24 protein-coding genes are annotated in these 23,098 nt (G+C 60.2%); 13 read left to right on the plus strand and 11 right to left on the minus strand.

The window, feature by feature from the left end; genetic code table 11:
- Positions 1-7: 7 nt before the first annotated feature.
- From rng to tldD, 4 genes are all read left to right on the plus strand, one after another.
- Entirely contained in the window at positions 8-1,465 is a 1,458-nt protein-coding gene (rng, locus tag CAF79_RS15230; RefSeq protein WP_007953605.1) for a ribonuclease G, read from the plus strand.
- 75 nt (positions 1,466-1,540) lie between these two features.
- A complete protein-coding gene (locus CAF79_RS15235; RefSeq protein WP_085698449.1) occupies positions 1,541-5,344 on the plus strand; it encodes a YhdP family protein in 3,804 nt (1,267 codons plus the stop codon).
- A gap of 58 nt (positions 5,345-5,402) precedes the next feature.
- Complete coding sequence (locus tag CAF79_RS15240; RefSeq protein WP_085698450.1) at positions 5,403-6,263, plus strand: carbon-nitrogen hydrolase family protein; 861 nt, start codon at positions 5,403-5,405, stop codon at positions 6,261-6,263.
- Between the two features lie 5 nt (positions 6,264-6,268).
- Positions 6,269-7,711 (plus strand): metalloprotease TldD, encoded by a 1,443-nt coding sequence (gene tldD / locus CAF79_RS15245; protein ID WP_085698451.1) that lies wholly within the window; start codon positions 6,269-6,271, stop codon positions 7,709-7,711.
- 50 nt (positions 7,712-7,761) lie between these two features.
- Here the strand turns inward: tldD and yjgA are convergent, their stop codons facing one another.
- Positions 7,762-8,286, minus strand: coding sequence for a ribosome biogenesis factor YjgA (yjgA, locus tag CAF79_RS15250; protein WP_085698452.1), 525 nt, complete (start codon positions 8,284-8,286; stop codon positions 7,762-7,764).
- Positions 8,287-8,394: 108 nt separating this feature from the next.
- On the opposite strand from yjgA, the gene pmbA reads away from it, so the two are divergent.
- From pmbA to CAF79_RS15280, 6 genes are all read left to right on the plus strand, one after another.
- Positions 8,395-9,741, plus strand: a complete 1,347-nt coding sequence (pmbA, locus tag CAF79_RS15255; protein ID WP_085698453.1) for a metalloprotease PmbA — start codon at positions 8,395-8,397, stop codon at positions 9,739-9,741.
- Positions 9,742-9,903: 162 nt separating this feature from the next.
- Positions 9,904-10,311 (plus strand): FagA protein, encoded by a 408-nt coding sequence (locus CAF79_RS15260; RefSeq protein ID WP_085698454.1) that lies wholly within the window; start codon positions 9,904-9,906, stop codon positions 10,309-10,311.
- Complete coding sequence (locus CAF79_RS15265; protein WP_085698455.1) at positions 10,292-11,668, plus strand: aspartate ammonia-lyase; 1,377 nt, start codon at positions 10,292-10,294, stop codon at positions 11,666-11,668. The genes CAF79_RS15260 and CAF79_RS15265 overlap by 20 nt, the downstream gene beginning before the upstream one ends.
- A gap of 27 nt (positions 11,669-11,695) precedes the next feature.
- Positions 11,696-12,136, plus strand: a complete 441-nt coding sequence (locus CAF79_RS15270; RefSeq protein WP_085698456.1) for a hypothetical protein — start codon at positions 11,696-11,698, stop codon at positions 12,134-12,136.
- A 1-nt stretch (position 12,137) separates the two neighbouring features.
- On the plus strand, positions 12,138-12,749 hold the full coding sequence (locus tag CAF79_RS15275) for a superoxide dismutase (protein WP_085698457.1): 612 nt from the start codon (positions 12,138-12,140) through the stop codon (positions 12,747-12,749).
- Between the two features lie 30 nt (positions 12,750-12,779).
- Entirely contained in the window at positions 12,780-13,673 is an 894-nt protein-coding gene (locus CAF79_RS15280; RefSeq protein ID WP_085698458.1) for a ZIP family metal transporter, read from the plus strand.
- A gap of 39 nt (positions 13,674-13,712) precedes the next feature.
- On the opposite strand, the gene CAF79_RS15285 is transcribed toward CAF79_RS15280, so the two are convergent.
- The 10 genes from CAF79_RS15285 to CAF79_RS15330 all read right to left on the minus strand — a co-directional run bounded on the left by CAF79_RS15285 (position 13,713) and on the right by CAF79_RS15330 (position 20,739).
- A complete protein-coding gene (locus CAF79_RS15285; protein WP_085698459.1) occupies positions 13,713-13,988 on the minus strand; it encodes an HPr family phosphocarrier protein in 276 nt (91 codons plus the stop codon).
- Between the two features lie 15 nt (positions 13,989-14,003).
- The gene (gene rapZ, locus CAF79_RS15290; RefSeq protein ID WP_085698460.1) at positions 14,004-14,861 is read right to left on the minus strand and encodes an RNase adapter RapZ; all 858 of its coding nucleotides are present in this window, start codon (positions 14,859-14,861) and stop codon (positions 14,004-14,006) included.
- 2 nt (positions 14,862-14,863) lie between these two features.
- Positions 14,864-15,328: a PTS IIA-like nitrogen regulatory protein PtsN gene (ptsN, locus tag CAF79_RS15295; RefSeq protein WP_007953580.1), complete on the minus strand. Its 465-nt coding sequence runs from the start codon at positions 15,326-15,328 to the stop codon at positions 14,864-14,866.
- Positions 15,329-15,339: 11 nt separating this feature from the next.
- Positions 15,340-15,648 carry a ribosome hibernation-promoting factor, HPF/YfiA family gene (gene hpf / locus CAF79_RS15300; RefSeq protein WP_085698461.1) on the minus strand — a complete coding sequence of 103 codons (309 nt, stop codon included), beginning with the start codon at positions 15,646-15,648 and terminating at the stop codon, positions 15,340-15,342.
- A gap of 73 nt (positions 15,649-15,721) precedes the next feature.
- The gene (locus CAF79_RS15305) at positions 15,722-17,215 is read right to left on the minus strand and encodes an RNA polymerase factor sigma-54 (RefSeq protein ID WP_085698462.1); all 1,494 of its coding nucleotides are present in this window, start codon (positions 17,213-17,215) and stop codon (positions 15,722-15,724) included.
- 186 nt (positions 17,216-17,401) lie between these two features.
- Positions 17,402-18,127, minus strand: a complete 726-nt coding sequence (lptB, locus tag CAF79_RS15310; protein WP_007953572.1) for an LPS export ABC transporter ATP-binding protein — start codon at positions 18,125-18,127, stop codon at positions 17,402-17,404.
- The gene (lptA, locus tag CAF79_RS15315) at positions 18,127-18,672 is read right to left on the minus strand and encodes a lipopolysaccharide transport periplasmic protein LptA (protein ID WP_085698463.1); all 546 of its coding nucleotides are present in this window, start codon (positions 18,670-18,672) and stop codon (positions 18,127-18,129) included. Before lptA ends, lptB begins: the two co-directional genes overlap by 1 nt.
- Complete coding sequence (gene lptC / locus CAF79_RS15320) at positions 18,659-19,231, minus strand: LPS export ABC transporter periplasmic protein LptC (RefSeq protein WP_007953568.1); 573 nt, start codon at positions 19,229-19,231, stop codon at positions 18,659-18,661. Before lptC ends, lptA begins: the two co-directional genes overlap by 14 nt.
- Positions 19,232-19,239: 8 nt before the next feature.
- The gene (locus tag CAF79_RS15325) at positions 19,240-19,764 is read right to left on the minus strand and encodes an HAD family hydrolase (protein WP_085698464.1); all 525 of its coding nucleotides are present in this window, start codon (positions 19,762-19,764) and stop codon (positions 19,240-19,242) included.
- Positions 19,765-20,739 (minus strand): KpsF/GutQ family sugar-phosphate isomerase, encoded by a 975-nt coding sequence (locus CAF79_RS15330; RefSeq protein WP_085698465.1) that lies wholly within the window; start codon positions 20,737-20,739, stop codon positions 19,765-19,767. It abuts the gene before it with no gap.
- A 276-nt stretch (positions 20,740-21,015) separates the two neighbouring features.
- Here CAF79_RS15330 and CAF79_RS15335 point away from each other — a divergent pair, with 276 nt between their 5' ends.
- Genes CAF79_RS15335 through mlaD form a run of 3 tightly spaced genes read left to right on the plus strand, consistent with a single transcriptional unit; the run spans position 21,016 to position 23,092 of the window.
- Positions 21,016-21,828 (plus strand): ATP-binding cassette domain-containing protein, encoded by an 813-nt coding sequence (locus CAF79_RS15335; protein WP_007953564.1) that lies wholly within the window; start codon positions 21,016-21,018, stop codon positions 21,826-21,828.
- Positions 21,828-22,625 carry a lipid asymmetry maintenance ABC transporter permease subunit MlaE gene (gene mlaE, locus CAF79_RS15340; RefSeq protein WP_007953561.1) on the plus strand — a complete coding sequence of 266 codons (798 nt, stop codon included), beginning with the start codon at positions 21,828-21,830 and terminating at the stop codon, positions 22,623-22,625. Before CAF79_RS15335 ends, mlaE begins: the two co-directional genes overlap by 1 nt.
- A complete protein-coding gene (mlaD, locus tag CAF79_RS15345; protein ID WP_085698466.1) occupies positions 22,625-23,092 on the plus strand; it encodes an outer membrane lipid asymmetry maintenance protein MlaD in 468 nt (155 codons plus the stop codon). Before mlaE ends, mlaD begins: the two co-directional genes overlap by 1 nt.
- The last annotated feature ends 6 nt before the right edge of the window (positions 23,093-23,098 follow it).

Genomic DNA, 23,098 nt, shown 5'->3' on the forward strand with positions numbered 1-23,098 from the left:
CCCTGCCATGAGTGAAGAGATTCTGATCAACATCACGCCGATGGAATCGCGCGTGGCGGTGGTCGAAAACGGTGTGCTGCAAGAAGTGCACGTCGAGCGTACGCAAAAACGCGGGATCGTTGGCAACATCTATAAAGGCAAGGTGGTGCGCGTCCTGCCGGGCATGCAGGCGGCATTCGTCGACATCGGTCTGGATCGCGCAGCTTTCATTCACGCCTCGGAAATTTCCCTGCGCGAAGGCCCGGCGGTGGAAAGCATCAGCGCCCTTGTGCACGAAGGCCAGAGCCTGGTGGTTCAAGTCACCAAGGATCCGATCGGTTCCAAAGGCGCGCGGCTGACCACGCAACTGTCGATTCCGTCGCGCTATCTGGTGTACATGCCGCGCACCGCCCACGTCGGCATTTCCCTGAAAATTGAAGACGAAGCCGAGCGCGAACGTCTCAAACAGGTGGTCAGCGATTGCGTGGCCAAAGAAGGCATCAAGGAGGCCGGCGGCTTCATTCTGCGCACTGCCGCCGAAGGTGCCGGGGCCGATGAGATCCTGATGGACATCCGCTACCTGCGCCGCCTCTGGGATCAGATCAACGAACAGATCAAGACCATCGGCGCACCGAGCGTCATCTACGAAGACCTCGGCCTGGCGCTGCGCACCCTGCGCGATCTGGTCAGCCCGAAGATCGAGAAGATCCGCATCGACTCCCGGGAAACCTTCCAGAAGACCACGCAGTTCGTTGCCGAACTGATGCCGGAAATCGCCGATCGTCTGGAGCACTACCCGGGTGAACGGCCGATCTTCGATCTTTATGGCGTCGAGGATGAAATCCAGAAAGCCCTGGAACGCAAGGTGCCGCTGAAGTCCGGTGGCTATCTGGTGATCGACCCGGCGGAAGCCATGACCACCATCGATGTGAACACCGGGGCGTTTGTCGGTCATCGCAACCTCGAAGAGACCATCTTCAAGACCAACCTCGAAGCCGCGACCGCGATCGCCCGGCAGATGCGCCTGCGCAACCTGGGCGGGATCATCATCATCGACTTCATCGACATGGAAGATGAAGAGCATCAGCGTCAGGTGCTGCGTACTCTGGAGAAACAGCTGGAGCGCGATCACGCCAAGACCAACATCATCGGGATCACCGAGTTGGGTTTGGTGCAGATGACGCGCAAGCGCACCCGCGAAAGTCTCGAGCAAGTGCTGTGCGAACCGTGCAGCAGCTGTCAGGGCCGGGGCAAGCTGAAAACCCCGGAAACCATTTGCTACGAGATTTTCCGCGAGATCCTGCGTGAAGCCCGGGCCTATCAGGCCGAGGGTTATCGGGTGCTGGCGAACCAGAAAGTGGTGGATCGCCTGCTCGATGAAGAGTCCGGTAACGTGGCCGAGCTTGAAGGTTTCATCGGGCGCACCATACGCTTTCAGGTGGAAACCATGTATTCCCAGGAACAATATGACGTGGTGCTGCTCTGAATCCCTGCGTCACCCTTTTCCTGAAACGGCTGGCCTCAGCTTTTTGCAGTATTTTTGCCATGGGAGCCAACTGACATGGAACGTCTGACACGCATTTTGGCCGCACTGACCCGCTGGGGTCTGGGCCTGTGCGCGTTGGTTCTGGTATTGATGGCGTTGTACGTCAGTCTCGGCCGGGAACTCACGCCGCTGGTGGCCGAATACCGCGCGGATATCGAAGACAAGGCCAGTGCTGCCCTGGGCATGCCACTGCAGATCGGCGAGCTGGAAGGCAACTGGAGCGGATTTGCGCCGATCCTGCTGGCCCATGACGTGATGGTCGGCAGCGGCGCCAACGCCTTGCGCCTGGATCGGGTGCGTGCGGTGCCGGATCTGTGGGCCAGTCTGCTGGCTCGCGAAGTGCGAATCGCCCACCTTGAACTCAATGGCCTGAAGATCAGCCTCAAGGAAGGCGAAGACGGAAAGTGGGCGCTGGAAGGCCTGCCGGTGCAGCAGGATCAGCCCATGGATCCCGAGCAACTGTTCAACCGCATGCAAATGATTCAGCAACTGTCGGTGCTCGACAGCCAGGTGACCTTGCAGCCGCGGGAACAGGCACCGCTGACCTTCACGTATGTCGGCCTCAATCTAAAAACTGGCACTAGCCGCCAGCGCCTCGATGCGCGGTTGACCCTGCCGGACGGCCAGCCTGTGGCGCTGAGCCTGCGCACGCGGATTCGTGCGAACAACTGGCAGAACAGCGAAGTGGAAGGTTATGTCAGCCTGCCGCAGAGCGACTGGTCGAAATGGCTGCCCGAGCGCCTGACCCAACAATGGAATTTCTCCGAGATCAAGGCCGGCGGGGAGCTGTGGGTCAACTGGCGCGAAGGGGCGTTGCAGAGTGCTGCGATCCGTCTCAACGCGCCGCAACTGACCGGCGCCTATGCCCAACGCAAGCCGATCCAGATCAACAATCTGGCGCTCAACGGCTACTTCCAGCGCGGTCCGGAGGGAGCCACTGTCACGCTTGATTCGCTGGCGATGAATTTGGGCGAAACCCGTTGGGAATCGCATGTCCAGATCAAACAGACCGCTGCCACCGACAAGACTGAAGAACTCTGGCATTTGCAGGCCGACCGGCTCGACCTGACACCGATAACGCCCTTGCTCAATGCCCTCGGCCCGTTGCCCGAAGGCTTCGCCACCGTGGTCGAGCGCCTGAAAGTGACCGGCGGTCTGCGCAACGTGCTGCTGGATTTCCGGCCGAACGCCACCGACGACAGCAAATTCAGCTTCGCCGCTAACCTTGATCAGGTCGGTTTCGACGCCTATCACGGCGCCCCGGCGGCCCGGAACGTCAGCGGCAGTCTCAGCGGCAACCTCGGCGGCGGCGAGCTGCGCATGGACAGCAAGGATTTCGTCCTGCACCTCGATCCGATTTTTGCCAAGCCGTGGCAATACATTCAGGCCAACGCCCGATTGACCTGGAAGCTCGATAAAGAAGGTTTCACCCTGATCGCCCCCTACCTGAAGGTGCTCGGCGAGGAGGGCAAGATCGCTGGCGACTTCCTGATCCGCCTGCATTTCGATCACAGTCAGGAAGACTACATGGACCTGCGGGTCGGTCTGGTGGACGGCGACGGTCGTTATACCGCCAAGTACCTGCCGCAAGTCCTGAGCCCGGCACTCGACGAATGGCTGCGTACGGCGATTCTCAAGGGCGCAGTGGATCAAGGGTTCTTCCAGTATCAGGGCTCGCTGAACAAGAACGCCGGGGAAGCGGATCGCAGCATCAGCCTGTTCTTCAAGGTGCATGACGCCGAACTGGCGTTCCAGCCGGGCTGGCCGCATGTGAGCAAGGTCAACGGTGACGTGTTCATCGAAGACAGCGGCGTGCGTATTCTCGCCAGCAAGGGCCAGTTGCTCGACACTCAGGTCAGCGATGTCTTCGTCAATATTCCCCATGTGCCGAGCGGCGAGCACAGCCATATGTTCCTCGACGGCACCTTTGCCGGCGGGCTGGGCGATGGCTTGAAAATTCTTCAGGAAGCGCCGATCGGCACCGCCGACACCTTCGCCGGCTGGGAAGGCGAGGGCGATCTGCAAGGTACGCTCAAGCTCGATGTGCCGTTGGCCAAGGGCGATCAGCCGAAAATCCTCGTCGATTTCAAAACTGCCAATGCGCAATTGAAACTGGCGGAGCCGAAGCTCGAACTGAGCCAGCTCAAGGGTGATTTCCGCTTCGACAGCGCCAAGGGCCTGAGCGGGCAGAACATCAGTGCCCGGGCCTTCGACAAACCGGTCACCGCGCAAATTTTCGCCGACGGCGGCCCCGGCAAACTCAAGACCCGGGTGGCAGCGTCAGGGCAGGTCGAGGTCAAGAAACTCACCGACTGGCTGGGCGTGACTCAGCCGTTGCCGGTGTCCGGGACCCTTCCATATCAGCTGCAGGTGAATCTGGATGGTGCCGACAGCCAATTGATGGTCAGTTCCAGCATGAAGGGTGTGGCGGTGGATTTGCCGGCACCGTTCGGCATGGCCGCCGATGTCGGGCGTGACACGGTGTTCCGCATGACGTTGCAGGGACAGGAGCGGCGTTACTGGGTCAATTACGATCAACTGGCCAACTTCACCTTCGCTGCGCCACCGGACAATTTTGCCGATGGCCGTGGCGAATTGTTCCTCGGCGCCGGCGAAGCGGTGTTGCCGGGTAACAAAGGTTTGCGGATACGCGGCGTGTTGTCCGAGCTGGACGTCAAACCCTGGCAGGATCTGCTGGACAAGTACGCTGGTCAGGATCCAGGCGGCAATGCCAAGCAGTTGCTCAGCAGCGCGGACTTCAAGATCGGCAAACTCACGGCCTTCGGCACCACGCTGGATCAGGCGGCAGTGCAAGTGAATCGCAAGCCTGGCGCCTGGGCTCTGGCCCTCGACAGTCAACAGGCCAAAGGCACGGCCGGCATTCCCGACGCCAAGGGCGCGCCGATTGCGGTGAACCTGCAATACGTGCGGTTGCCGGCGCCGGACCCGACGGTGCAGGCCGACGAAAACGCGCCCGATCCACTGGCTTCGGTCGATCCGAGCAAGATTCCGGCGCTGGATATCACCATCAATCAATTGTTCCTGGGCCAGGACCTGGTCGGTGGCTGGTCGCTCAAGGTTCGGCCGACCGCCAAGGGCATCGCCCTGAACAACCTTGATCTGGGTCTCAAGGGCATTCTCTTGCAGGGCAGCGGTGGCTGGGAAGGTGCGCCCGGTGCCACGACCAGTTGGTACAAGGGGCGGATCGGCGGCAAGAACCTCGCCGATGTGCTCAAGGGCTGGGGTTTTGCGCCGAGCGTGACCAGCGAAGAATTCCACATGGATGTCGATGGCCGATGGCCGGGCTCGCCGGCGTGGCTGGCGACCAAACGTTTCTCCGGCACCCTCGATGCGTCGTTGAACAAAGGTCAGTTTGTCGAAGTGGAGGGCGGCGCTCAGGCATTGCGCGTATTCGGTCTGCTCAACTTCAACTCCATTGGCCGGCGTTTGCGTCTCGACTTCTCCGATCTGTTCGGCAAAGGCTTGAGCTATGACCGGGTGAAGGGATTGTTGGAGGCGACCAACGGGGTCTATGTCACGAAAGAGCCGATCAAGTTGACCGGCCCTTCGAGCAACCTGGAACTGGATGGCACGCTGGATCTGGTGGGCGACAAGGTGGATGCCAAATTGCTGGTGACGTTGCCGGTGACCAACAACCTGCCGATTGCCGCGCTGATTGTCGGCGCGCCGGCAGTCGGCGGTGCCTTGTTCCTGATCGACAAGCTGATCGGCGATCGCGTGGCGCGCTTCGCCAGCGTCAAATACACCGTCAAAGGGCCTTGGAAAGAGCCGAAAATCACCTTCGACAAGCCTTTTTGAACAGCCACCCTCTGAACCGATGGAGTAGCATGGCCGCATATCTCTTGCGGAGTGCGCCATGTCTTTAGCGGTGATTCAAATGGTCAGCCAAAGCGATGTGCTGGCCAATCTGCGCGATGCCCGACGTTTGCTCGAACAAGCAGCCAGTGCCGGCGCGAAGCTGGCCGTGCTGCCGGAAAATTTCGCGGCCATGGGGCGTCGCGACATCGCCGATATCGGCCGGGCCGAAGCGCTTGGCGATGGCCCGATCCTGCCGTGGTTGAAACAGACCGCCCGCGACCTCAGGTTATGGATTGTGGCCGGCACCTTGCCGTTGCCGCCAATGGGGCAGCCTGAGGCCAAGTCCCATGCCTGCTCGTTGCTGGTGAACGATCAGGGTGAAATCGTTGCCCGCTATGACAAGTTGCATCTGTTCGATGTTGACGTAGCGGACAATCGCGGCCGTTACCGCGAATCCGATGACTATGCTTATGGCAGTGGCGTGGTGGTCGCGGATACGCCGGTCGGGCGATTGGGGCTGACGGTGTGTTACGACCTGCGCTTCCCGGAGCTGTACAGCGAATTGCGCGCTGCCGGGGCTGAACTGATTACCGCACCGTCGGCTTTCACCGCTGTGACGGGGGCGGCGCACTGGGATGTGCTGATCCGCGCGCGGGCCATTGAAACCCAGTGCTATGTGCTGGCGGCCGCTCAGGGCGGAACGCATCCGGGGCCGCGTGAAACCTTTGGCCACGGGGCGATTGTCGATCCGTGGGGGCGCGTGCTGGCGCAACAGGAACGAGGCGAAGCCGTGCTGTTGGCCGAGCGCGACAGCAGTGAACAAGCGTCCATCCGGGCGCGAATGCCGGTGACGGGTCATCGGCGGTTTTTTTCGCAGGGCGCACAGCGACCTGCTTCAGAACACGAATTTAAGGCGTAAAACCTATGAGCGAGTTGTTGTCCTCAGTCAGTGATCACCTGTTGGCGCCCGGCGGCGTGACGATCGAGAGTCTGCAAGGCGTACTCGGTGATCTGGCGGGCCCAGGCATCGATGCGGCCGACCTGTATTTCCAGGGGCAGATTTCCGAGTCCTGGTCGCTGGAAGACGGCATCGTCAAGGAAGGCAGTTTCAACCTCGACCAGGGTGTCGGCGTGCGTGCGCAGTCCGGTGAGAAAACCGGTTTCGCCTACAGTAACGCGATCACCCTCGAAGCCCTCGGCGCAGCGGCCCGTGCGGCCCGTTCGATTTCCCGCGCCGGGCAGAACGGCACGGTGCAGGCGTTCAGCGCCCAGGACGTCGCCCAGTTGTATGCGCCGGACAATCCGCTGGAGGTTCTCAGCCGCGCTGAAAAAGTTGAATTGCTCAAGCGCATCGACGTTGCGACCCGCGCCCTCGACCCGCGTATCCAGCAGGTGAGCGTAAGCATGGCCGGGGTCTGGGAACGTATTCTGGTGGCTTCGACCGACGGTGGCCTGGCTGCCGATGTGCGTCCGCTGGTGCGTTTCAACGTCAGCGTGATCGTCGAGCAGAACGGTCGTCGCGAGCGTGGCGGCCACGGCGGCGGTGGGCGTACCGACTACCGTTATTTCCTCGCCGAAGACCGCGCCATGGGCTATGCCCGTGAAGCGTTGCGTCAGGCGCTGGTGAATCTGGAAGCGATTCCGGCACCCGCCGGCACATTGCCGGTTGTTCTGGGCTCGGGCTGGTCCGGCGTGCTGCTGCACGAAGCGGTGGGTCACGGTCTGGAAGGCGACTTCAACCGCAAGGGCAGTTCGGCCTACAGCGGTCGCATGGGTGAAATGGTTGCCTCGAAACTTTGCACCATCGTCGATGACGGCACGTTGGCCGGTCGTCGCGGTTCCCTGAGCGTCGACGACGAAGGCACCCCGACCGAGTGCACCACGCTGATCGAAAACGGCGTACTCAAGGGCTACATGCAGGACAAGCTCAATGCGCGGCTGATGGGCGTGGCCCGCACCGGTAACGGTCGCCGTGAATCCTACGCGCACCTGCCGATGCCGCGGATGACCAACACATACATGCTCGGCGGCCAGAGCGATCCAGCGGAAATCATCGCCTCGGTGAAGAAGGGGATCTACTGCGCCAACCTCGGCGGCGGTCAGGTCGACATCACCAGCGGCAAGTTCGTGTTCTCCACCAGCGAGGCTTACCTGATCGAGGATGGCAAGATCACCGCACCGGTCAAAGGCGCAACGTTGATCGGCAACGGTCCGGAAGCGATGAGCCGGGTGTCGATGGTCGGTAACGATCTGGCGCTGGACAGCGGTGTGGGGACTTGCGGCAAGGACGGCCAGTCGGTGCCGGTAGGTGTCGGTCAGCCGACGCTGAAGATCGATGCGATCACCGTGGGTGGCACGGGCGCATAAGAAGGATGGAGCTTCGGGTGGCGCGCGGTGCGGCCACCCGGTGGCGAATATCAGCGCAGACCGCGTTGAGTCTCGTCCAGCTCACGGATGTACTTGAAGATTTTACGGCTCGAGGCAGGAGGCTTGTTATGCGCTACCTCGTGCTGGGCCTGACGGATCAGGGAGCGCAGTTGCTGGCGGTCGGCGTCCGGGTACTCGACGACGAATTTCTCCAGCACGGCATCGTCACCGGCGATCAGGCGGTCACGCCAGCGTTCGAGGTTGTGGAACCGCTCGTTGTACTGACGGGTAGAGGCATCGAGTTGATCGAGCAGCTCAAGGATCGCGGTGGTGTCCTGATCGCGCATGAGTTTGCCGATGAACTGCAAATGCCGTTTACGTGCAATGTGCGCAACGTGTTTGGGCGCATCGGCCAGAGCCCGGCGCAGGGCGTCGGTCAGTGGCAGTTTGGCCAGCCGGTCCGGCTTGAGTGTCGTAAGGCGCTCGCCAAGGTCAACCAGAGCATGCAGCTCGCGTTTGACCTGGGATTTGCTTTTTTCTCCCGTATCGAGGGAGTCGTCGTAAGAATCAACCATGGTGGCAGTCCGCAAAGAAACGCCGCCATGATAACCAGTCGGGGGCCGCTTGTCCGGCCCGGTCGCTCGAAGGCCCCAGCCGAAAGCAGAATTTGAGTGGAGATGAGCATGAGTGCAGTTGAAAGCGTCGGCCCACAGGCATTGCCGGCACTGCAGGAACAGGTCGAGCAGATCATCGCCGAAGCCAATCGTCAGGGTGCGAGTGCCTGCGAAGTAGCGGTGTCGCTGGAGCAGGGACTGTCCACGTCGGTGCGTCAACGTGAAGTCGAGACGGTCGAGTTCAACCGCGATCAGGGCTTTGGCATCACCTTGTACGTCGGTCAGCGCAAAGGCTCGGCCAGCACCTCCGCCACCGGGCCGGATGCGATTCGCGAGACCGTCGCTGCGGCGCTGGCGATTGCCAAGCACACCTCCGAAGACGAAGCCTCCGGGCTGGCCGATGCCGCGCTGATGGCCAGGGATATTCAGGATTTCGATCTGTTCCACGAATGGGACATCACCCCGGAGCAGGCCATCGAGAAAGCGCTGCTCTGCGAAGCTGCCGCGTTCGATGCCGATGCCCGCATCAAGAATGCCGATGGCACCACGTTGAGCACTCATCAGGGCTGCCGCGTGTACGGCAACAGCCATGGTTTCATCGGTGGTTATGCCTCGACCCGACACAGCCTGAGCTGTGTGATGATCGCCGAGGCCGATGGCCAGATGCAGCGCGATTACTGGTATGACGTGAACCGTCAGGGCAGTTTGCTGGCGGATCCGGTGAGCATTGGCCAGCGTGCGGCACAACGGGCGGCGAGCCGTCTGGGCGCGCGTCCGGTACCGACCTGCGAAGTGCCGGTTTTGTTTTCAGCGGAACTGGCAGGTGGATTGTTCGGCAGCTTCCTGTCGGCGATTTCCGGCGGCAGTCTGTACCGCAAATCGTCATTCCTTGAAGGCACCCTGGGGCAGAAGCTGTTCCCGGAATGGTTGACCATCGACGAGCGCCCGCACCTGATGCGTGCCATGGGCAGTGCGTCGTACGACGGTGACGGTCTGGCGACCTATGCCAAGCCGTTCGTCGAAAAGGGTGAGTTGGTCTCGTACATCCTCGGCACCTATTCGGGTCGCAAACTCGGCATGCCGAGTACCGCCAACGCCGGCGGCGTGCATAACCTGTTCGTCACTCATGGCGATGAAGACCAGGCGGCCTTGCTGCGGCGTATGGGGCGCGGGTTGCTGGTCACCGAGTTGATGGGCCATGGTCTGAACATGGTGACCGGTGATTACTCGCGCGGTGCGGCGGGTTTCTGGGTCGAGAACGGTGAAATCCAGTTCGCGGTGCAGGAAGTGACCATCGCCGGCAACATGCGCGACATGTTCAAGCAGATCGTCGCAGTTGGTAACGATCTGGAACTGCGCAGCAATATTCGCACCGGCTCGGTGTTGATCGAGAAGATGACTGTGGCGGGTAGCTAAACCCCAGACAGGTACACAAAAGGCGCGCCACCCGACCGGGCGGCGCGCCTTTTTTGTGTCCGCAAGTTTTTCCGGGCTCATGAGGGGAACAAAAAAGCTGTCCTTGTTTTGGTTCTTATTATCATCTAATAATAAATCTCATTATCGGATGAGCCCCGGATCATGAGTTCTGCCTTGCACGAGCAGCCGTACCTTGAAAGCTGGCGCTGGATGAGTCGCCAGATCCGTTGCGCGATGGATCCCGATGAACCTCGTCTGATCGAACACTACCTGGCCGAAGGCCGATATCTGGCCTGCTGCACAGCGACCTCACCCTGGATGGTCGCTGAAACCTCTTTCCGTCTGCTGCTCGACACGGCCACCGACATCGCGCTGCCGTGGCATTGGCGCAGCTTCTGTCTCGATCAAGCCTGGCGCCCGCTGCGTGAAATGGAACGCCTCTCAATGTGCAAATGCCGGCTCAAACGCTGGCAAAGCTACACCTGGCAGCTCGCCACCTGCGAGTTGCAACCCTCGATTCCTCTCATTGAATTAGTCCAAGGATTTAGCGATGACCAAGACACGTATTGAGCGCGACAGCATGGGCGAACTACAGGTGCCGGTGGACGCTCTCTACGGCGCGCAGACCCAGCGTGCAGTGGATAACTTCCCGATCAGCGGCAAGCCGATGCCGACCCAGTTCATCCGTTCCCTTATTCTGGCGAAAGCGGCCGCCGCCCGCGCCAACGTCGAACTCAACCAGATCAGCGCCGCGCAAGGCAAAGCCATCAGCGATGCCGCTCAAGCACTGCTGGAAGGCGACTTCATGCAGCATTTTCCGGTGGATATCTTCCAGACCGGCTCCGGCACCAGCTCCAACATGAACGCCAACGAAGTGATCGCCACCCTGGCCAGCCGCCTGCTCGAAGAACCGGTGAACCCCAACGATCACGTCAACTGCGGGCAGAGCAGCAACGACATCATCCCGACCACCATCCACGTCAGCGCCGCGTTGGCCCTGCACGAACAATTGCTGCCGGCGCTGCTTCATCTGGTGCAAGTGATCGAGCGCAAGTCCGGGCAAGTCCATCATCACGTCAAGACTGGCCGCACCCACTTGATGGACGCGATGCCGGTGCGCATGAGTCAGGTACTCAACGGTTGGGCACAGCAGCTCAAGGCCAATATCGGTCATCTGCAGGATTTGCTGCCAAGCCTGCAATCTCTGGCCCAGGGCGGCACGGCGGTCGGCACCGGGATCAATGCGCATCCGGAGTTCGCAGCGCGTTTCAGCCGCCAATTGAGCCAGTTGACCAATGTCCAGTTCACGCCGGGCAAGGATCTGTTCGCCCTGATCGGCTCGCAGGACACCGCCGTAGCGGTGTCGGGTCAGCTCAAGGCTACTGCCGTGTCGCTGATGAAAATCGCCAACGACCTGCGCTGGATGAATTCCGGCCCGCTCGCCGGCCTCGGTGAAATCGAGCTGGAGGGTTTGCAACCGGGGTCGTCGATCATGCCGGGCAAGGTCAATCCAGTAATTCCTGAAGCTACCGCCATGGTCGCCGCGCAAGTGATCGGCAACGATTCGGTGATCACCATCGCCGGTCAGTCGGGCAATTTCGAATTGAACGTGATGCTGCCGATCATCGCCCAGAACCTGTTGAGCAGCATCGGGTTGCTGGCCAACTCCAGCCGTCTGCTGGCCGACAAGGCCATCGCCAGCTTCAAGGTCAACGAGTCGCGGCTCAAGGAAGCGCTGTCGCGCAACCCGATTCTGGTGACCGCGCTCAACCCGATCATCGGTTACCAGAAAGCCGCCGAAATCGCCAAGCAGGCCTACAAGCAAGGCCGTCCGGTGATCGACGTCGCGCTGGAACACACCGACCTGTCGCGCAGCCAGCTGGAAGAGTTGCTCAATCCCGAGAAACTCACCGCCGGCGGCGTGTAAGCACCGCAACCGCTTTGGAGGTTCACCATGGAGCACTGGAAACGCACGATCGAACGGGCCAATCGCTGTTTCATGCTGGGCGATCTGATCGATGCCCGCGAGGCTTATCTGCAAGCCTTGGCCCTGGCTCAAGTATTGTTCGAGCGCTGGGCCGATGCCGACGAAGCAGTGGCGGCCTGCGTCATTTCCCATCACAACCTGGCGGATCTGCATCTGCGCCTGAATCAGCCGGAGGAGAGCGCCGAGTACCTCTGCGCTATCCACCAGCGCCTGTTGCAGACCATGCAGGACGAGCGACTGCGCCCGGCGCTGCGTGAAGCGGCATTGCGCCAGAGCAGCAAGACCTACGTCGAGCTGCTCAATTTCATCAGCGAACACGGCGAATACCCGCGCACTCAGCGTTTGCTGCACCCGGATACAGGCAATGCGCGCCGCGCGCCTGCCCCACATCACCATGGAGTCCATTGAAATGGCTTTTACCCTGCCAGCCTTGCCTTACGCCTACGACGCTCTGGAACCGCACATCGATGCGCAAACCATGGAGATCCACTACACCAGACATCACCAGACCTATATCAACAATCTGAACGCTGCAGTCGAGGGCACCGAATTCGCGGAATGGCCGGTGGAAAAATTGGTCGCCAGCGTCCAGCAACTACCGGAAAAACTTCGTGCGGCGGTGATCAACCAGGGGGGCGGTCACGCCAACCACTCGCTGTTCTGGGAAGTAATGGTGCCCAACGGTGGTGGTAAACCGGATGGTGCGCTGGCCAGGGCGATCGATGAACAATTGGGCGGCCTCGACAGCTTCAAGGACGCTTTCACCAAAGCCGCGCTGACCCGTTTCGGCAGTGGCTGGGCCTGGCTCAGTGTGACGCCGGACAAGAAACTGGTGGTGGAAAGCAGCGGTAACCAGGACAGCCCGCTGATGAGCGGCAATACGCCGATTCTCGGGCTCGATGTGTGGGAGCACGCGTACTACCTGCGTTATCAAAACCGTCGGCCGGAATACATCAGCGCGTTCTACAACGTCATCAATTGGCCGGAAGTCGCTGCGCGCTATCAGGCCGCGCTGGTTTAAGTCTTCTATAAAAACAATCCAAGGCTGACTATGGGCACTGAAACACTGGCGATCGGAAGTGGGCGTATGTTTCGTTACGCAATTGGATCGCTGTTGCTGTTGGCGGGTATGACCTTGCTGGTCGCCCACGGACTGGAATGGCTGAATCTGGAGCCCAGGCTATCGCGTGCATTGCAGGGCGGTGCGATTTGCGCCCTCGGCACCGCACTTGGAGCCGTTCCAGTGTTGGTGATCCGCAACATGCCCCAGGCACTGGGCGATACGCTGCTGGGTTTTGGCGCCGGTGTGATGCTGGCGGCGACCGCGTTTTCGCTGATCGTGCCGGGAATCGCCGCCGCCGAAAGTCTGGGACTGAGTTCGTGGGGCGCCAGCGGCCTGATCTGCTTCGGCATCATGCTCGGAGCGTTCGGTCTGTATCTGGTTGATCGCCGGGTGTCGGGCGCTTCGCCGGAAATGCTTATCGGCACTGTCGAGCATCCGGTGATTCCGCCGCGGATCTGGTTGTTTGTGTTCGCCATCATCGCCCACAACATCCCGGAAGGGATGGCCGTCGGCGTCTCGGCTGGCGGTGGAATGCCGGACGCAGACAGTCTGGCGATGGGCATTGCCTTGCAGGATGTGCCGGAAGGGCTGGTGATTGCACTGGTGTTGGCTGGCGCCGGGATGTCGCGGGTGAAGGCGTTTCTGATTGGCGCAGCGTCAGGACTGGTCGAGCCGGTGTTCGCGCTTCTGTGTGCGTGGCTGGTCAGTCTGGCCGAGTTGTTGCTGCCCTTGGGGTTGGCGTTGGCGGCGGGAGCCATGCTGCTGGTGGTGACCCACGAGGTTATCCCGGAGTCGCGACGCAATGGCCATGAGAAGCTGGCAAGTCTGGGATTGCTGATCGGCTTCTGTCTGATGATGGTGATGGACACGGCGTTGGGATGAGTCGGGAGGAGGGAGCGAACTCCCTCGCCTCAAGCGTTCTCAACCACCTTCGTCGAAGTAGTTGTTAATCAGCGTTACCAACTCGTCCATGGCTTCCTGTTCCTGATGACCTTCGGTGCTCAGGTAGATTTTGGTGCCCTTGCCTGCAGCGAGCATCATCATCGCCATGATGCTTTTGCCGTCAACCGTGGTTTCCGGGGTGCGGCCCACTCTGATCGTGCAATCGGGAAACTTACCCGCCACCCCGACGAATTTTGCCGATGCGCGGGCATGCAGGCCCAGCTTGTTGATGATTTCTATTTCCCGAGCAGGCATCGCGGTGTGAATCCTTTAGCTGAGGTCGCGGTGGCGAACCTGGACGTTCTTCAGGGTCTTCTGCAGCGCCTGGCCAAGACGTTCGGTCAGGTAAACGGAGCGGTGATGCCCGCCGGTGCAGCCGATGGCAATGGTGACATAAGCGCGGTTGCTCGCCGCAAAGCGCGGCAACCATTTGTACAGATACGAGTAAATGTCCTGGTACATCTCCTCGACCTCCGGCTGCGCCGCCAGATACTCGGCGACCGGCTGATCGAGACCGGATTGCGCGCGCAGCTCCGGTTTCCAGTACGGATTCGGCAGGCAGCGTACATCGAACACCAGATCCGCATCCACCGGCATGCCGCGTTTGAAACCGAACGACTCCACCAGAAACGCAGTGCCCGGCTCAGGCTGGTTCAGCAGGCGCAGCTTGATGGTGTCGCGCAGTTGATAGAGATTGAGGTTAGTGGTGTTGACCTTTAGATCGGCCAGATCGGCGATCGGGCCCAGCAGGGCGGTTTCGTCGTTGATGGCTTCGGCCAGCGAGCGGTTGGCATTGCTGAGCGGGTGACGACGACGGGTCTCCGAAAAACGTTTGAGCAATGTTTCGTCATCGGCATCCAGGTACAGGACATCGCACTGGATGTGCCGGCTGCGAACTTCCTCGAGCAGCTCTGGAAAACGTGACAGATGGCTCGGCAGGTTGCGGGCGTCGATCGAGACAGCCACCAGCGGCTGGAGCATTTCGGTATGCACCAGCGCGCGCTCGGCGAGATCCGGAAGCAAGCCGGCAGGCAGGTTGTCAATGCAGTAGTAGCCATTGTCCTCAAGGACATCCAGGGCAGTACTCTTACCCGAGCCGGAACGGCCACTGACAATGATCAAGCGCATGATTACGGCCTGTTCTGTTCTTCCAGTACAACCTGGTACAAGGCTTCGTTGCTTGGTGCGCTACGCAGTCTGTCGCGTACATCCTTGCGGTCGAGCATGCTGGCGATCTGGCGTAAAAGCTCCAGGTGAGCATCGGTGGCGGCTTCCGGCACCAGCAGGACGAACAGAAGGTCCACAGGCGCGCCGTCGATAGCGTCAAAATCGATAGGGGCGTCAAGGTGCATCAGCGCACTGATCGGCGCTTCGCAGCCCTTGAGGCGGCAGTGGGGAATGGCGATGCCGTTGCCAAAACCGGTGGAACCCAGTTTTTCACGGGCAATCAATGCCTCGAAGACATCTTGCATCTCCAGATCCGGGACTTCCCGGGCGATCAGGTTGGCAATTTGTTCGAGGGCTTTCTTTTTACTGCCGCCCGGCACGTTCACCAGGGAACGGCCGGGGGTCAGGATACTTTCAAGTCGGATCATGGGGGTGGGGGTTATCGACCGGTAGCGCCCTGAAGCAGGCTCTGGGTCTTTTCCTTATGCTTTTTGAGTTGTTTATCAAGCTTGTCGGTCAGCGCGTCGATCGCAGCGTACATGTCAGTATGTTCCGCGTTAGCGACGACTTCATTGCCGGGAATATGCATCGTGGCTTCGATTTTCTGCTTCAGCTTTTCGACGCACATCGTGACTTGCACGTTGGTGATCTTGTCGAAATGTCCCTCAAGCCTCTTGAGCTTTTGCTCAACGTACTCACGGAGAGGTTGGGTAACTTCCAGTTGGTGTCCACTGATGTTGACTTGCATACAGCTTCTCCTTCGTTGCCAGTGCATAAAGCGGCAGGCCGAAGAGCCTGCCACTGGAACGCTGTAACGTGGCTTACATCAACCGCTTGCGTTCGCTCGAAGGCGCGATCCCGAGGGATTCGCGGTACTTGGCGACGGTGCGGCGAGCCACCTGAATGCCTTGTGCCTCCAGTAAACCAGCGATCTTGCTGTCACTCAACGGCTTTTTCTGATTTTCCGCGGCAACCAGTTTCTTGATGATCGCGCGGATCGCCGTGGACGAGCATTCACCGCCTTCGGAGGTGCTTACATGGCTGGAGAAAAAGTATTTCAGCTCATATATGCCCCGCGGGGTATGCATGAATTTTTGCGTGGTCACTCGGGAAATTGTCGACTCGTGCATGCCCACTGCTTCAGCGATGTCATGCAGGACCAGCGGCTTCATGGCTTCGTCGCCGTACTCCAGGAAGCCGCGCTGATGCTCGACGATCTGGGTGGCAACTTTCATCAGGGTTTCGTTGCGGCTCTGCAGGCTCTTGATGAACCAGCGGGCTTCCTGCAACTGATTGCGCATGAAGGTGTTGTCGGCACTGGTGTCGGCACGACGTACGAAACCGGCGTACTGGGCGTTGACCCGCAGACGCGGCACTGATTCCTGGTTCAGCTCCACCAGCCAGCGTTCGTTGTCCTTGCGTACGATGACGTCAGGCACCACGTATTCGGCTTCGGTCGACTCGATCTGCGAGCCGGGGCGCGGGTTGAGGCTCTGCACCAGTTCGATGACCTGGCGCAGTTCGTCTTCCTTGAGCTTCATGCGGCGCATCAGTTGGCTGTAGTCGCGGCTGCCGAGCAGGTCGATGTAATCGGTAACCAGGCGCTTGGCTTCGGCCAGCCAAGGGGTCTTGGCCGACAGCTGGCGCAATTGCAATAGCAGGCATTCGCCCAGGTTGCGCGCGCCGATGCCGGCCGGTTCGAACTGCTGGATGCGGTGCAGGACGGCTTCGATCTCGTCCAGCTCGATATCGAGTTCCGGATCAAAGGCGTCGAGGATTTCTTCGAGGGTTTCGTCGAGGTAGCCCTGATTGTTGATGCAATCGATCAGGGTGACCGCGATCAGGCGATCGGTGTCGGACATCGGTGCCAGATTCAATTGCCACAGCAGGTGGCTTTGCAGGCTCTCGCCGGCGGAAGTGCGGGTGGTGAAGTCCCACTCGTCATCATCGCTGCTCGGCAGGCTGCTGGCACTGGTCTGATAGACGTCTTCCCAGGCGGTGTCGACGGGTAGATCGTTGGGGATTCGCTCGTTCCATTCGCCGTCTTCGAGGTTATCGACTGTCGGCGCGGTCTCCTGATAGGAGGGTTCCTGGATCTCGGTGTTGGGCTTCTGCTCGGCGTTGTCGGCCATGGGATCGGAGTTGTCGAAGTCGTCGCCGTCTTCCTGGCGTTCGAGCATCGGATTGGATTCCAGAGCCTCCTGGATTTCCTGCTGCAGATCCAGGGTCGACAATTGGAGCAGGCGGATGGCCTGTTGCAGCTGCGGTGTCATCGTCAGCTGCTGGCCCATTCTCAAGACTAGCGATGGTTTCATGGCAGGGGCTTAACACCTTTTTCGCCGGCGCTATGCGCCATCCACTACAGGGCGCCGGGGCGCCAAACTTAAGCAAATTATATGCCTGAAACTGTCGTGTTTGCCTAGAGCGCTGTAACAATAAAAGCGTATAAAAAAGCGCTTCAACGTTACAGCACCCGAACGGCTGATCGAATGCCGTCTTGCTTACAGGCGGAACTCGTGACCCAGGTAGACTTCCTTCACCAGATCGTTGGCGAGGATGGTCGCGGAGTCGCCTTCAGCGATCAACTGGCCGTCGTTGACGATGTAGGCGGTTTCGCAGATATCCAGCGTCTCGCGGACGTTGTGGTCGGTGATCAGTACACCGATGCCCTTGGCCTTGAGGTGGTGGATGATCTGCTTGATGTCGCCGACCGAGATAGGGTCGACACCCGCGAACGGTTCGTCGAGCAGGATGAACTTCGGTGCCGTGGCCAGTGCGCGGGCGATTTCCACCCGGCGGCGCTCACCACCGGACAGGCTCATGCCAAGGTTGTCGCGGATGTGGCTGATGTGGAATTCCTGCAGCAGGCTTTCCAGCTCCTTGCGACGACCGGCCTTGTCGAGTTCCTGGCGGGTCTCGAGGATGGCCATGATGTTGTCGGCGACCGACAGTTTGCGGAAGATCGACGCTTCCTGCGGCAGATAGCCGATACCAGCCTTGGCGCGACCGTGCATCGGCTGGTGGCTGACGTCCAGATCGTCGATCAGTACGCGACCCTGATCGGCCTGGACCAGGCCGACGATCATGTAGAAACAGGTGGTCTTGCCGGCGCCGTTCGGGCCGAGCAGGCCGACGATCTGACCGCTGTCGATCGACAGGCTGACGTCGCGCACGACCTGGCGGCTTTTATAGGCCTTGGCCAGGTGCTGAGCTTTCAGAGTTGCCATTACTGGGTTTTCTCGTCGGTTTTCTTCTTCGGCTGGATCACCATGTCGATGCGCGGACGCGCTTCGGTGACCTTGCTGCCAGTGGCTCGACCGGCGCTGGCCAGTTTTTTCACCGTGTCATAGACGATTTTCTCGCCTTGAGTGGTGTTGTTGTCCTTGTCGACGACTTTGGCCTTGTCGATCAGTACAACGCGGTTCTGCTGTGCGTGGTACTGAATGGTCACGCCCCAGCCCTGAACGGGTTTGGTGTCACCGGCAGTCTGCAACTGTTCGAAGTAGGCGAGGTTGCCCACCGAAGTCACGACGTCGATGTCGCCGTTGGGCGCACGGGTCATGGTCACGGTGTTGCCTTTGACGACCATCGAACCCTGGGTGATGATCACGTCGCCTTTATAGGTGGCAACGCCGTTCTTGTCGTCCAGCTGGGCATCGTCGGCCTGAATGCGGATTGGCTGCTCTTGATCGTTCGGCAGAGCCCAGGCGCTCACGCTTCCCAGTGCTGCGCCCAGACTGAGCAAAATAGGGAGGGTTTTAACGAGCCTCATACTGTCCTCTTACGTTCGATAGCAGGTGTATCCTGCTTTCCTTCAAATACGCTTTCATTCCTACGCCAGTCGATACACCGCCAGCGCCGTCGATTCTAACGGGTTGCTGGGTCTGCGCATATTGCTGCTGCGGGAACACCGTCATGCGAGTGGAGGTGATCAGGGTATCGCGGTTCTTTTCGTCGGTGCGCTTGACACGTACCGAGTCGATCAGTTCGACCTCGGTGCCACCGGAGTTCACTTCGCCGCGTTCACTGGTCACGTGCCATGGAAAATCGGTGCCACGGAACATGTTCAGATCGGGCTTGGTGACCAGTGTAATGTCGGTCGCCTTGACGTGCTCAGCCTTGTCGGACGTCATTTCGTACTGCACTTTGCCGTCTTCGAGGTACTGGATCGTGTGTGTATTGGTCGCATACCAGTCGATCGGGCTTTCCTCTGCCGAAACCGGCGGTTTGTCGAGGAAGCGCTCCGGGCTGATGTTCCAGTAGCCGACCGCACCGAAAATCGCTGCGATGCAACCGAACAGCAGGATGTTGCGAAACTTTTTGCTAAACATGGTTGGACTCACAGGTACGCGTTGTTGGCGGCGTCGAGGCTGCCTTGGGCGCGCAGGATCAGTTCGCAGAATTCGCGGGCGGCACCTTCGCCGCCCCGGGCCTGGGTCACGCCATGGGCGTGCTCGCGCACGAATGCAGCGGCGTTGGCTACGGCCATGCCCAGCCCCACGCGGCGGATCACCGGCAGATCCGGCAGGTCGTCACCGAGATAGGCCACTTGTTCATAGCTTAGGCCCAGTTGCTCCAGAAGACCGTCGAGAACGACCAGTTTGTCTTCGCGGCCCTGAAACAGGTGCGCAATGCCGAGGTTTTTTGCCCGGCGCTCGACCACCGGAGTCTTGCGACCGCTGATGATGGCGGTCTGGACGCCGGCGTTCATCAGCATCTTGATGCCCTGGCCATCGAGCGTATTGAAAGTCTTGAACTCGCTGCCGTCTTCAAGGAAGTACAGGCGACCGTCGGTGAGGACGCCGTCGACGTCGAAAACCGCCAGTTTGATGGCTTTGCCGCGTTGCAGCAGATCGTTGCTCATTTACATCACTCCTGCGCGCAGCAGATCGGAGAGGTTGAAGGCGCCGACCGGGCGATCCTCTTCATCCACGACAACCAGTGCGTTGATTCGGTGGTCTTCCATGATTTTCAGGGCCTCGGCGGCGAGCATCTCGGCGCGGGCGGTCTTGCCGTGCACGGTCATCACCTGGTCGATGGTGGCGCTGTGGATATCGATGCTGCGATCCAGGGTGCGACGCAGGTCGCCGTCAGTGAAGATCCCGGCCAGTTTGCCGTCCGCTTCAAGAATGACGGTCATGCCCAGCCCCTTGCGGGTCATTTCCATCAATGCATCCTTGAGCAGGGTGCCGCGCTGTACCTGCGGCAGTTCCTGACCGGCGTGCATGACATTCTCCACTTTAAGCAGCAGGCGCCGTCCCAGCGCGCCGCCCGGGTGGGAAAAGGCGAAGTCTTCGGCGGTGAAGCCGCGCGCTTCCAGCAGCGCCACGGCCAGGGCGTCGCCCATGACCAGTGCGGCGGTGGTCGAGGAGGTCGGCGCCAGGTTCAGCGGGCAGGCTTCGTGCTCGACGTGCACGTTGAGATTGACCTCGGCAGCCTTGGCCAGCGGCGATTGCGGATTGCCGGTGACGCTGATCAGCTGGATGCCCAGGCGTTTGATCAGTGGCAGCAGGGTAACGATTTCGTTGGTGGAGCCGGAGTTCGACAGGGCCAGAATCACGTCGTCACGGGTGATCATGCCCATGTCGCCGTGACTGGCCTCGGCCGGGTGCACGAAAAACGCCGGGGTGCCGGTGCTGGCCAGGGTCGCGGCAATCTTGTTGCCGATGTGTCCGGACTTGCCCATGCCGACCACGACAACACGGCCCTTGCTGGCCAGAATCATCTCGCAAGCGCGTACGAAATCGGCGTCGATATGGGGCAACAAGCCTTGTACGGCTTCCACTTCGAGGCGGACGGTGCGTTGTGCCGATTGAATCAGGTCGCTGGTTTGGCTCATGTCAGAAATCGTATAGCCCGATGAAAAGGCGGCGATTATAGCGGTTATGTTGAAAAGCCTCACGCAAGTTCGTCGTGCTTTGTCATTCCTTGTTGCCAAAACTCTGTAAATAAGGCTTCAAGCCCTTCAAGTCGCAGAAGGCAGGCCGGTGCAGGCCTTGGGCGCTTGCCCTTTGCAGTGATATAGTTCGCCGCCAGTTCGGCCTGCCCGGGATGTAGGGGCTTTCCTCCAGAAAGCCAGGTGTCCGAGTGAGAGGCTGCATCGCAAGGAGTTTAGATGAGTGCCGATAACGCCTACGCGGTCGAGCTGAAGGGAGTCTCCTTCAAGCGCGGTGCGCGGAGCATTTTCAATAACGTCGATATCCGCATCCCGCGCGGCAAGGTCACCGGCATCATGGGACCTTCCGGGTGTGGCAAGACCACACTGTTGCGCCTGATGGGCGCCCAGTTGCGGCCATCCAAAGGCGAGGTCTGGGTCAACGGCCAGAACCTGCCGAAGCTGTCGCGCAGCGATCTGTTCGATGCGCGCAAACACATGGGCGTGCTGTTTCAGAGCGGTGCGCTGTTCACCGATCTTGATGTGTTCGAGAACGTCGCCTTTCCGCTGCGGGTTCATACCGATCTGCCGGACGAGATGATTCGCGACATCGTGCTGCTCAAGTTGCAGGCCGTGGGCCTGCGCGGTGCGATCGAGCTGATGCCTGATGAGCTGTCTGGCGGCATGAAACGTCGTGTCGCCCTGGCCCGGGCCATTGCCCTCGATCCGCAGATCCTGATGTACGACGAACCGTTCGTCGGCCAGGACCCGATCGCCATGGGTGTTCTGGTTCGCCTGATCCGGCTGCTCAATGATGCCCTGGGAATCACCAGTATCGTGGTGTCGCACGATCTCGCCGAAACCGCGAGCATTGCCGACTACATCTATGTGGTCGGTGATGGCCAGGTATTGGGGCAGGGCACGCCGGATGAACTGATGAGCTCGGACGATCCGCGTATCCGCCAGTTCATGACCGGTGAACCCGACGGCCCGGTGCCGTATCACTTTCCAGCGCCGGATTACCGCGCAGATCTTCTGGGGAAGCGCCGCTGATGCGCAGAATTACTTTAATGGAGCGTGTGCGTCGTTTCGGCCTCGCCGGCATCGACAGCGTCGCAGTGTTCGGGCGTTCGACCCTGTTCCTGTTTCATGCCTTGCTCGGGCGGGGCGGCATCGGCGGCGGTTTTGGTCTGCTGGTCAAGCAGTTGCATTCCGTCGGCGTGATGTCGCTGGTGATCATCGTGGTGTCCGGGATCTTCATCGGCATGGTGCTGGCGCTGCAGGGCTTCAACATCCTGTCGAGCTATGGCTCGGAGCAGGCTGTCGGGCAGATGGTGGCGCTGACCCTGCTGCGTGAGTTGGGGCCGGTGGTGACCGCCCTGTTGTTCGCCGGTCGTGCCGGTTCGGCGCTGACGGCGGAAATCGGCAACATGAAGTCCACCGAGCAGCTGTCCAGCCTGGAAATGATCGGGGTCGACCCGCTCAAGTACATCATCGCCCCGCGTCTGTGGGCCGGCTTCATTTCCCTGCCGGTGCTGGCGATGATTTTCAGCGTGGTCGGTATCTGGGGCGGTTCGTGGGTCGCCGTCGACTGGCTGGGCGTCTACGAAGGTTCCTACTGGTCGAACATGCAGAACAGCGTGAGCTTCGGTGACGATGTGCTCAACGGCATCATCAAAAGTGCAGTATTCGCTTTTGTCGTCACCTGGATCGCCGTATTTCAAGGCTATGACTGCGAACCCACTTCCGAGGGAATCAGCCGTGCCACCACCAAGACCGTGGTTTACGCCTCGCTGGCAGTACTCGGCCTGGACTTTATTCTGACCGCTTTGATGTTTGGAGATTTCTGATGCAAAACCGCACCCTGGAAATCGGTGTCGGCCTGTTCCTGCTGGCAGGGATCCTGGCTTTGTTGCTGCTCGCTTTGCGGGTCAGTGGCCTTTCTCCGACTTCGACCACCGATACTTACAAGCTTTACGCGTATTTCGACAATATCGCCGGTTTGACGGTCAGAGCCAAAGTGACCATGGCGGGTGTGACGATCGGCAAGGTCACCGCGATCGATCTGGACCGCGACAGCTTCACCGGTCGGGTGACCCTGCAAGTGGATAAAAGCGTCGACAACCTGCCGACCGACTCCACAGCATCTATCCTGACTGCGGGTCTGCTGGGCGAGAAATACATCGGTATCAGCGTGGGCGGGGAAGACACCCTGCTCAAGGATGGTGGAACCATCCACGACACGCAGTCGTCTCTGGTACTGGAAGACCTGATCGGTAAATTCCTGCTCAATACCGTTAGCAAAGACGCCAAATGAGGAGCT

The sequence above is a fragment of the Pseudomonas sp. B26(2017) genome (assembly GCF_002113045.1).
Lineage (GTDB): Bacteria > Pseudomonadota > Gammaproteobacteria > Pseudomonadales > Pseudomonadaceae > Aquipseudomonas.

Bases quoted from the DNA above. Each gene is read 5' to 3' on its own strand.
- pmbA (WP_085698453.1), top strand. From the start codon at position 8,395: ATGAGTGCAGTTGAAAGCGTCGGCCCACAGGCATTGCCGGCACTGCAG.
- lptC (WP_007953568.1), bottom strand. From the start codon at position 19,231: ATGTTTAGCAAAAAGTTTCGCAACATCCTGCTGTTCGGTTGCATCGCA.
- CAF79_RS15285 (WP_085698459.1), bottom strand. From the start codon at position 13,988: ATGCCTGCTCGGGAAATAGAAATCATCAACAAGCTGGGCCTGCATGCC.
- CAF79_RS15335 (WP_007953564.1), top strand. From the start codon at position 21,016: ATGAGTGCCGATAACGCCTACGCGGTCGAGCTGAAGGGAGTCTCCTTC.
- lptB (WP_007953572.1), bottom strand. From the start codon at position 18,127: ATGGCAACTCTGAAAGCTCAGCACCTGGCCAAGGCCTATAAAAGCCGC.
- rng (WP_007953605.1), top strand. From the start codon at position 8: ATGAGTGAAGAGATTCTGATCAACATCACGCCGATGGAATCGCGCGTG.
- ptsN (WP_007953580.1), bottom strand. From the start codon at position 15,328: ATGATCCGACTTGAAAGTATCCTGACCCCCGGCCGTTCCCTGGTGAAC.
- mlaE (WP_007953561.1), top strand. From the start codon at position 21,828: ATGCGCAGAATTACTTTAATGGAGCGTGTGCGTCGTTTCGGCCTCGCC.
- CAF79_RS15305 (WP_085698462.1), bottom strand. From the start codon at position 17,215: ATGAAACCATCGCTAGTCTTGAGAATGGGCCAGCAGCTGACGATGACA.
- CAF79_RS15240 (WP_085698450.1), top strand. From the start codon at position 5,403: ATGTCTTTAGCGGTGATTCAAATGGTCAGCCAAAGCGATGTGCTGGCC.
- tldD (WP_085698451.1), top strand. From the start codon at position 6,269: ATGAGCGAGTTGTTGTCCTCAGTCAGTGATCACCTGTTGGCGCCCGGC.
- mlaD (WP_085698466.1), top strand. From the start codon at position 22,625: ATGCAAAACCGCACCCTGGAAATCGGTGTCGGCCTGTTCCTGCTGGCA.
- CAF79_RS15325 (WP_085698464.1), bottom strand. From the start codon at position 19,764: ATGAGCAACGATCTGCTGCAACGCGGCAAAGCCATCAAACTGGCGGTT.
- CAF79_RS15280 (WP_085698458.1), top strand. From the start codon at position 12,780: ATGGGCACTGAAACACTGGCGATCGGAAGTGGGCGTATGTTTCGTTAC.
- lptA (WP_085698463.1), bottom strand. From the start codon at position 18,672: ATGAGGCTCGTTAAAACCCTCCCTATTTTGCTCAGTCTGGGCGCAGCA.
- CAF79_RS15270 (WP_085698456.1), top strand. From the start codon at position 11,696: ATGGAGCACTGGAAACGCACGATCGAACGGGCCAATCGCTGTTTCATG.
- CAF79_RS15260 (WP_085698454.1), top strand. From the start codon at position 9,904: ATGAGTTCTGCCTTGCACGAGCAGCCGTACCTTGAAAGCTGGCGCTGG.
- hpf (WP_085698461.1), bottom strand. From the start codon at position 15,648: ATGCAAGTCAACATCAGTGGACACCAACTGGAAGTTACCCAACCTCTC.
- CAF79_RS15330 (WP_085698465.1), bottom strand. From the start codon at position 20,739: ATGAGCCAAACCAGCGACCTGATTCAATCGGCACAACGCACCGTCCGC.
- rapZ (WP_085698460.1), bottom strand. From the start codon at position 14,861: ATGCGCTTGATCATTGTCAGTGGCCGTTCCGGCTCGGGTAAGAGTACT.
- CAF79_RS15265 (WP_085698455.1), top strand. From the start codon at position 10,292: ATGACCAAGACACGTATTGAGCGCGACAGCATGGGCGAACTACAGGTG.
- yjgA (WP_085698452.1), bottom strand. From the start codon at position 8,286: ATGGTTGATTCTTACGACGACTCCCTCGATACGGGAGAAAAAAGCAAA.
- CAF79_RS15235 (WP_085698449.1), top strand. From the start codon at position 1,541: ATGGAACGTCTGACACGCATTTTGGCCGCACTGACCCGCTGGGGTCTG.
- CAF79_RS15275 (WP_085698457.1), top strand. From the start codon at position 12,138: ATGGCTTTTACCCTGCCAGCCTTGCCTTACGCCTACGACGCTCTGGAA.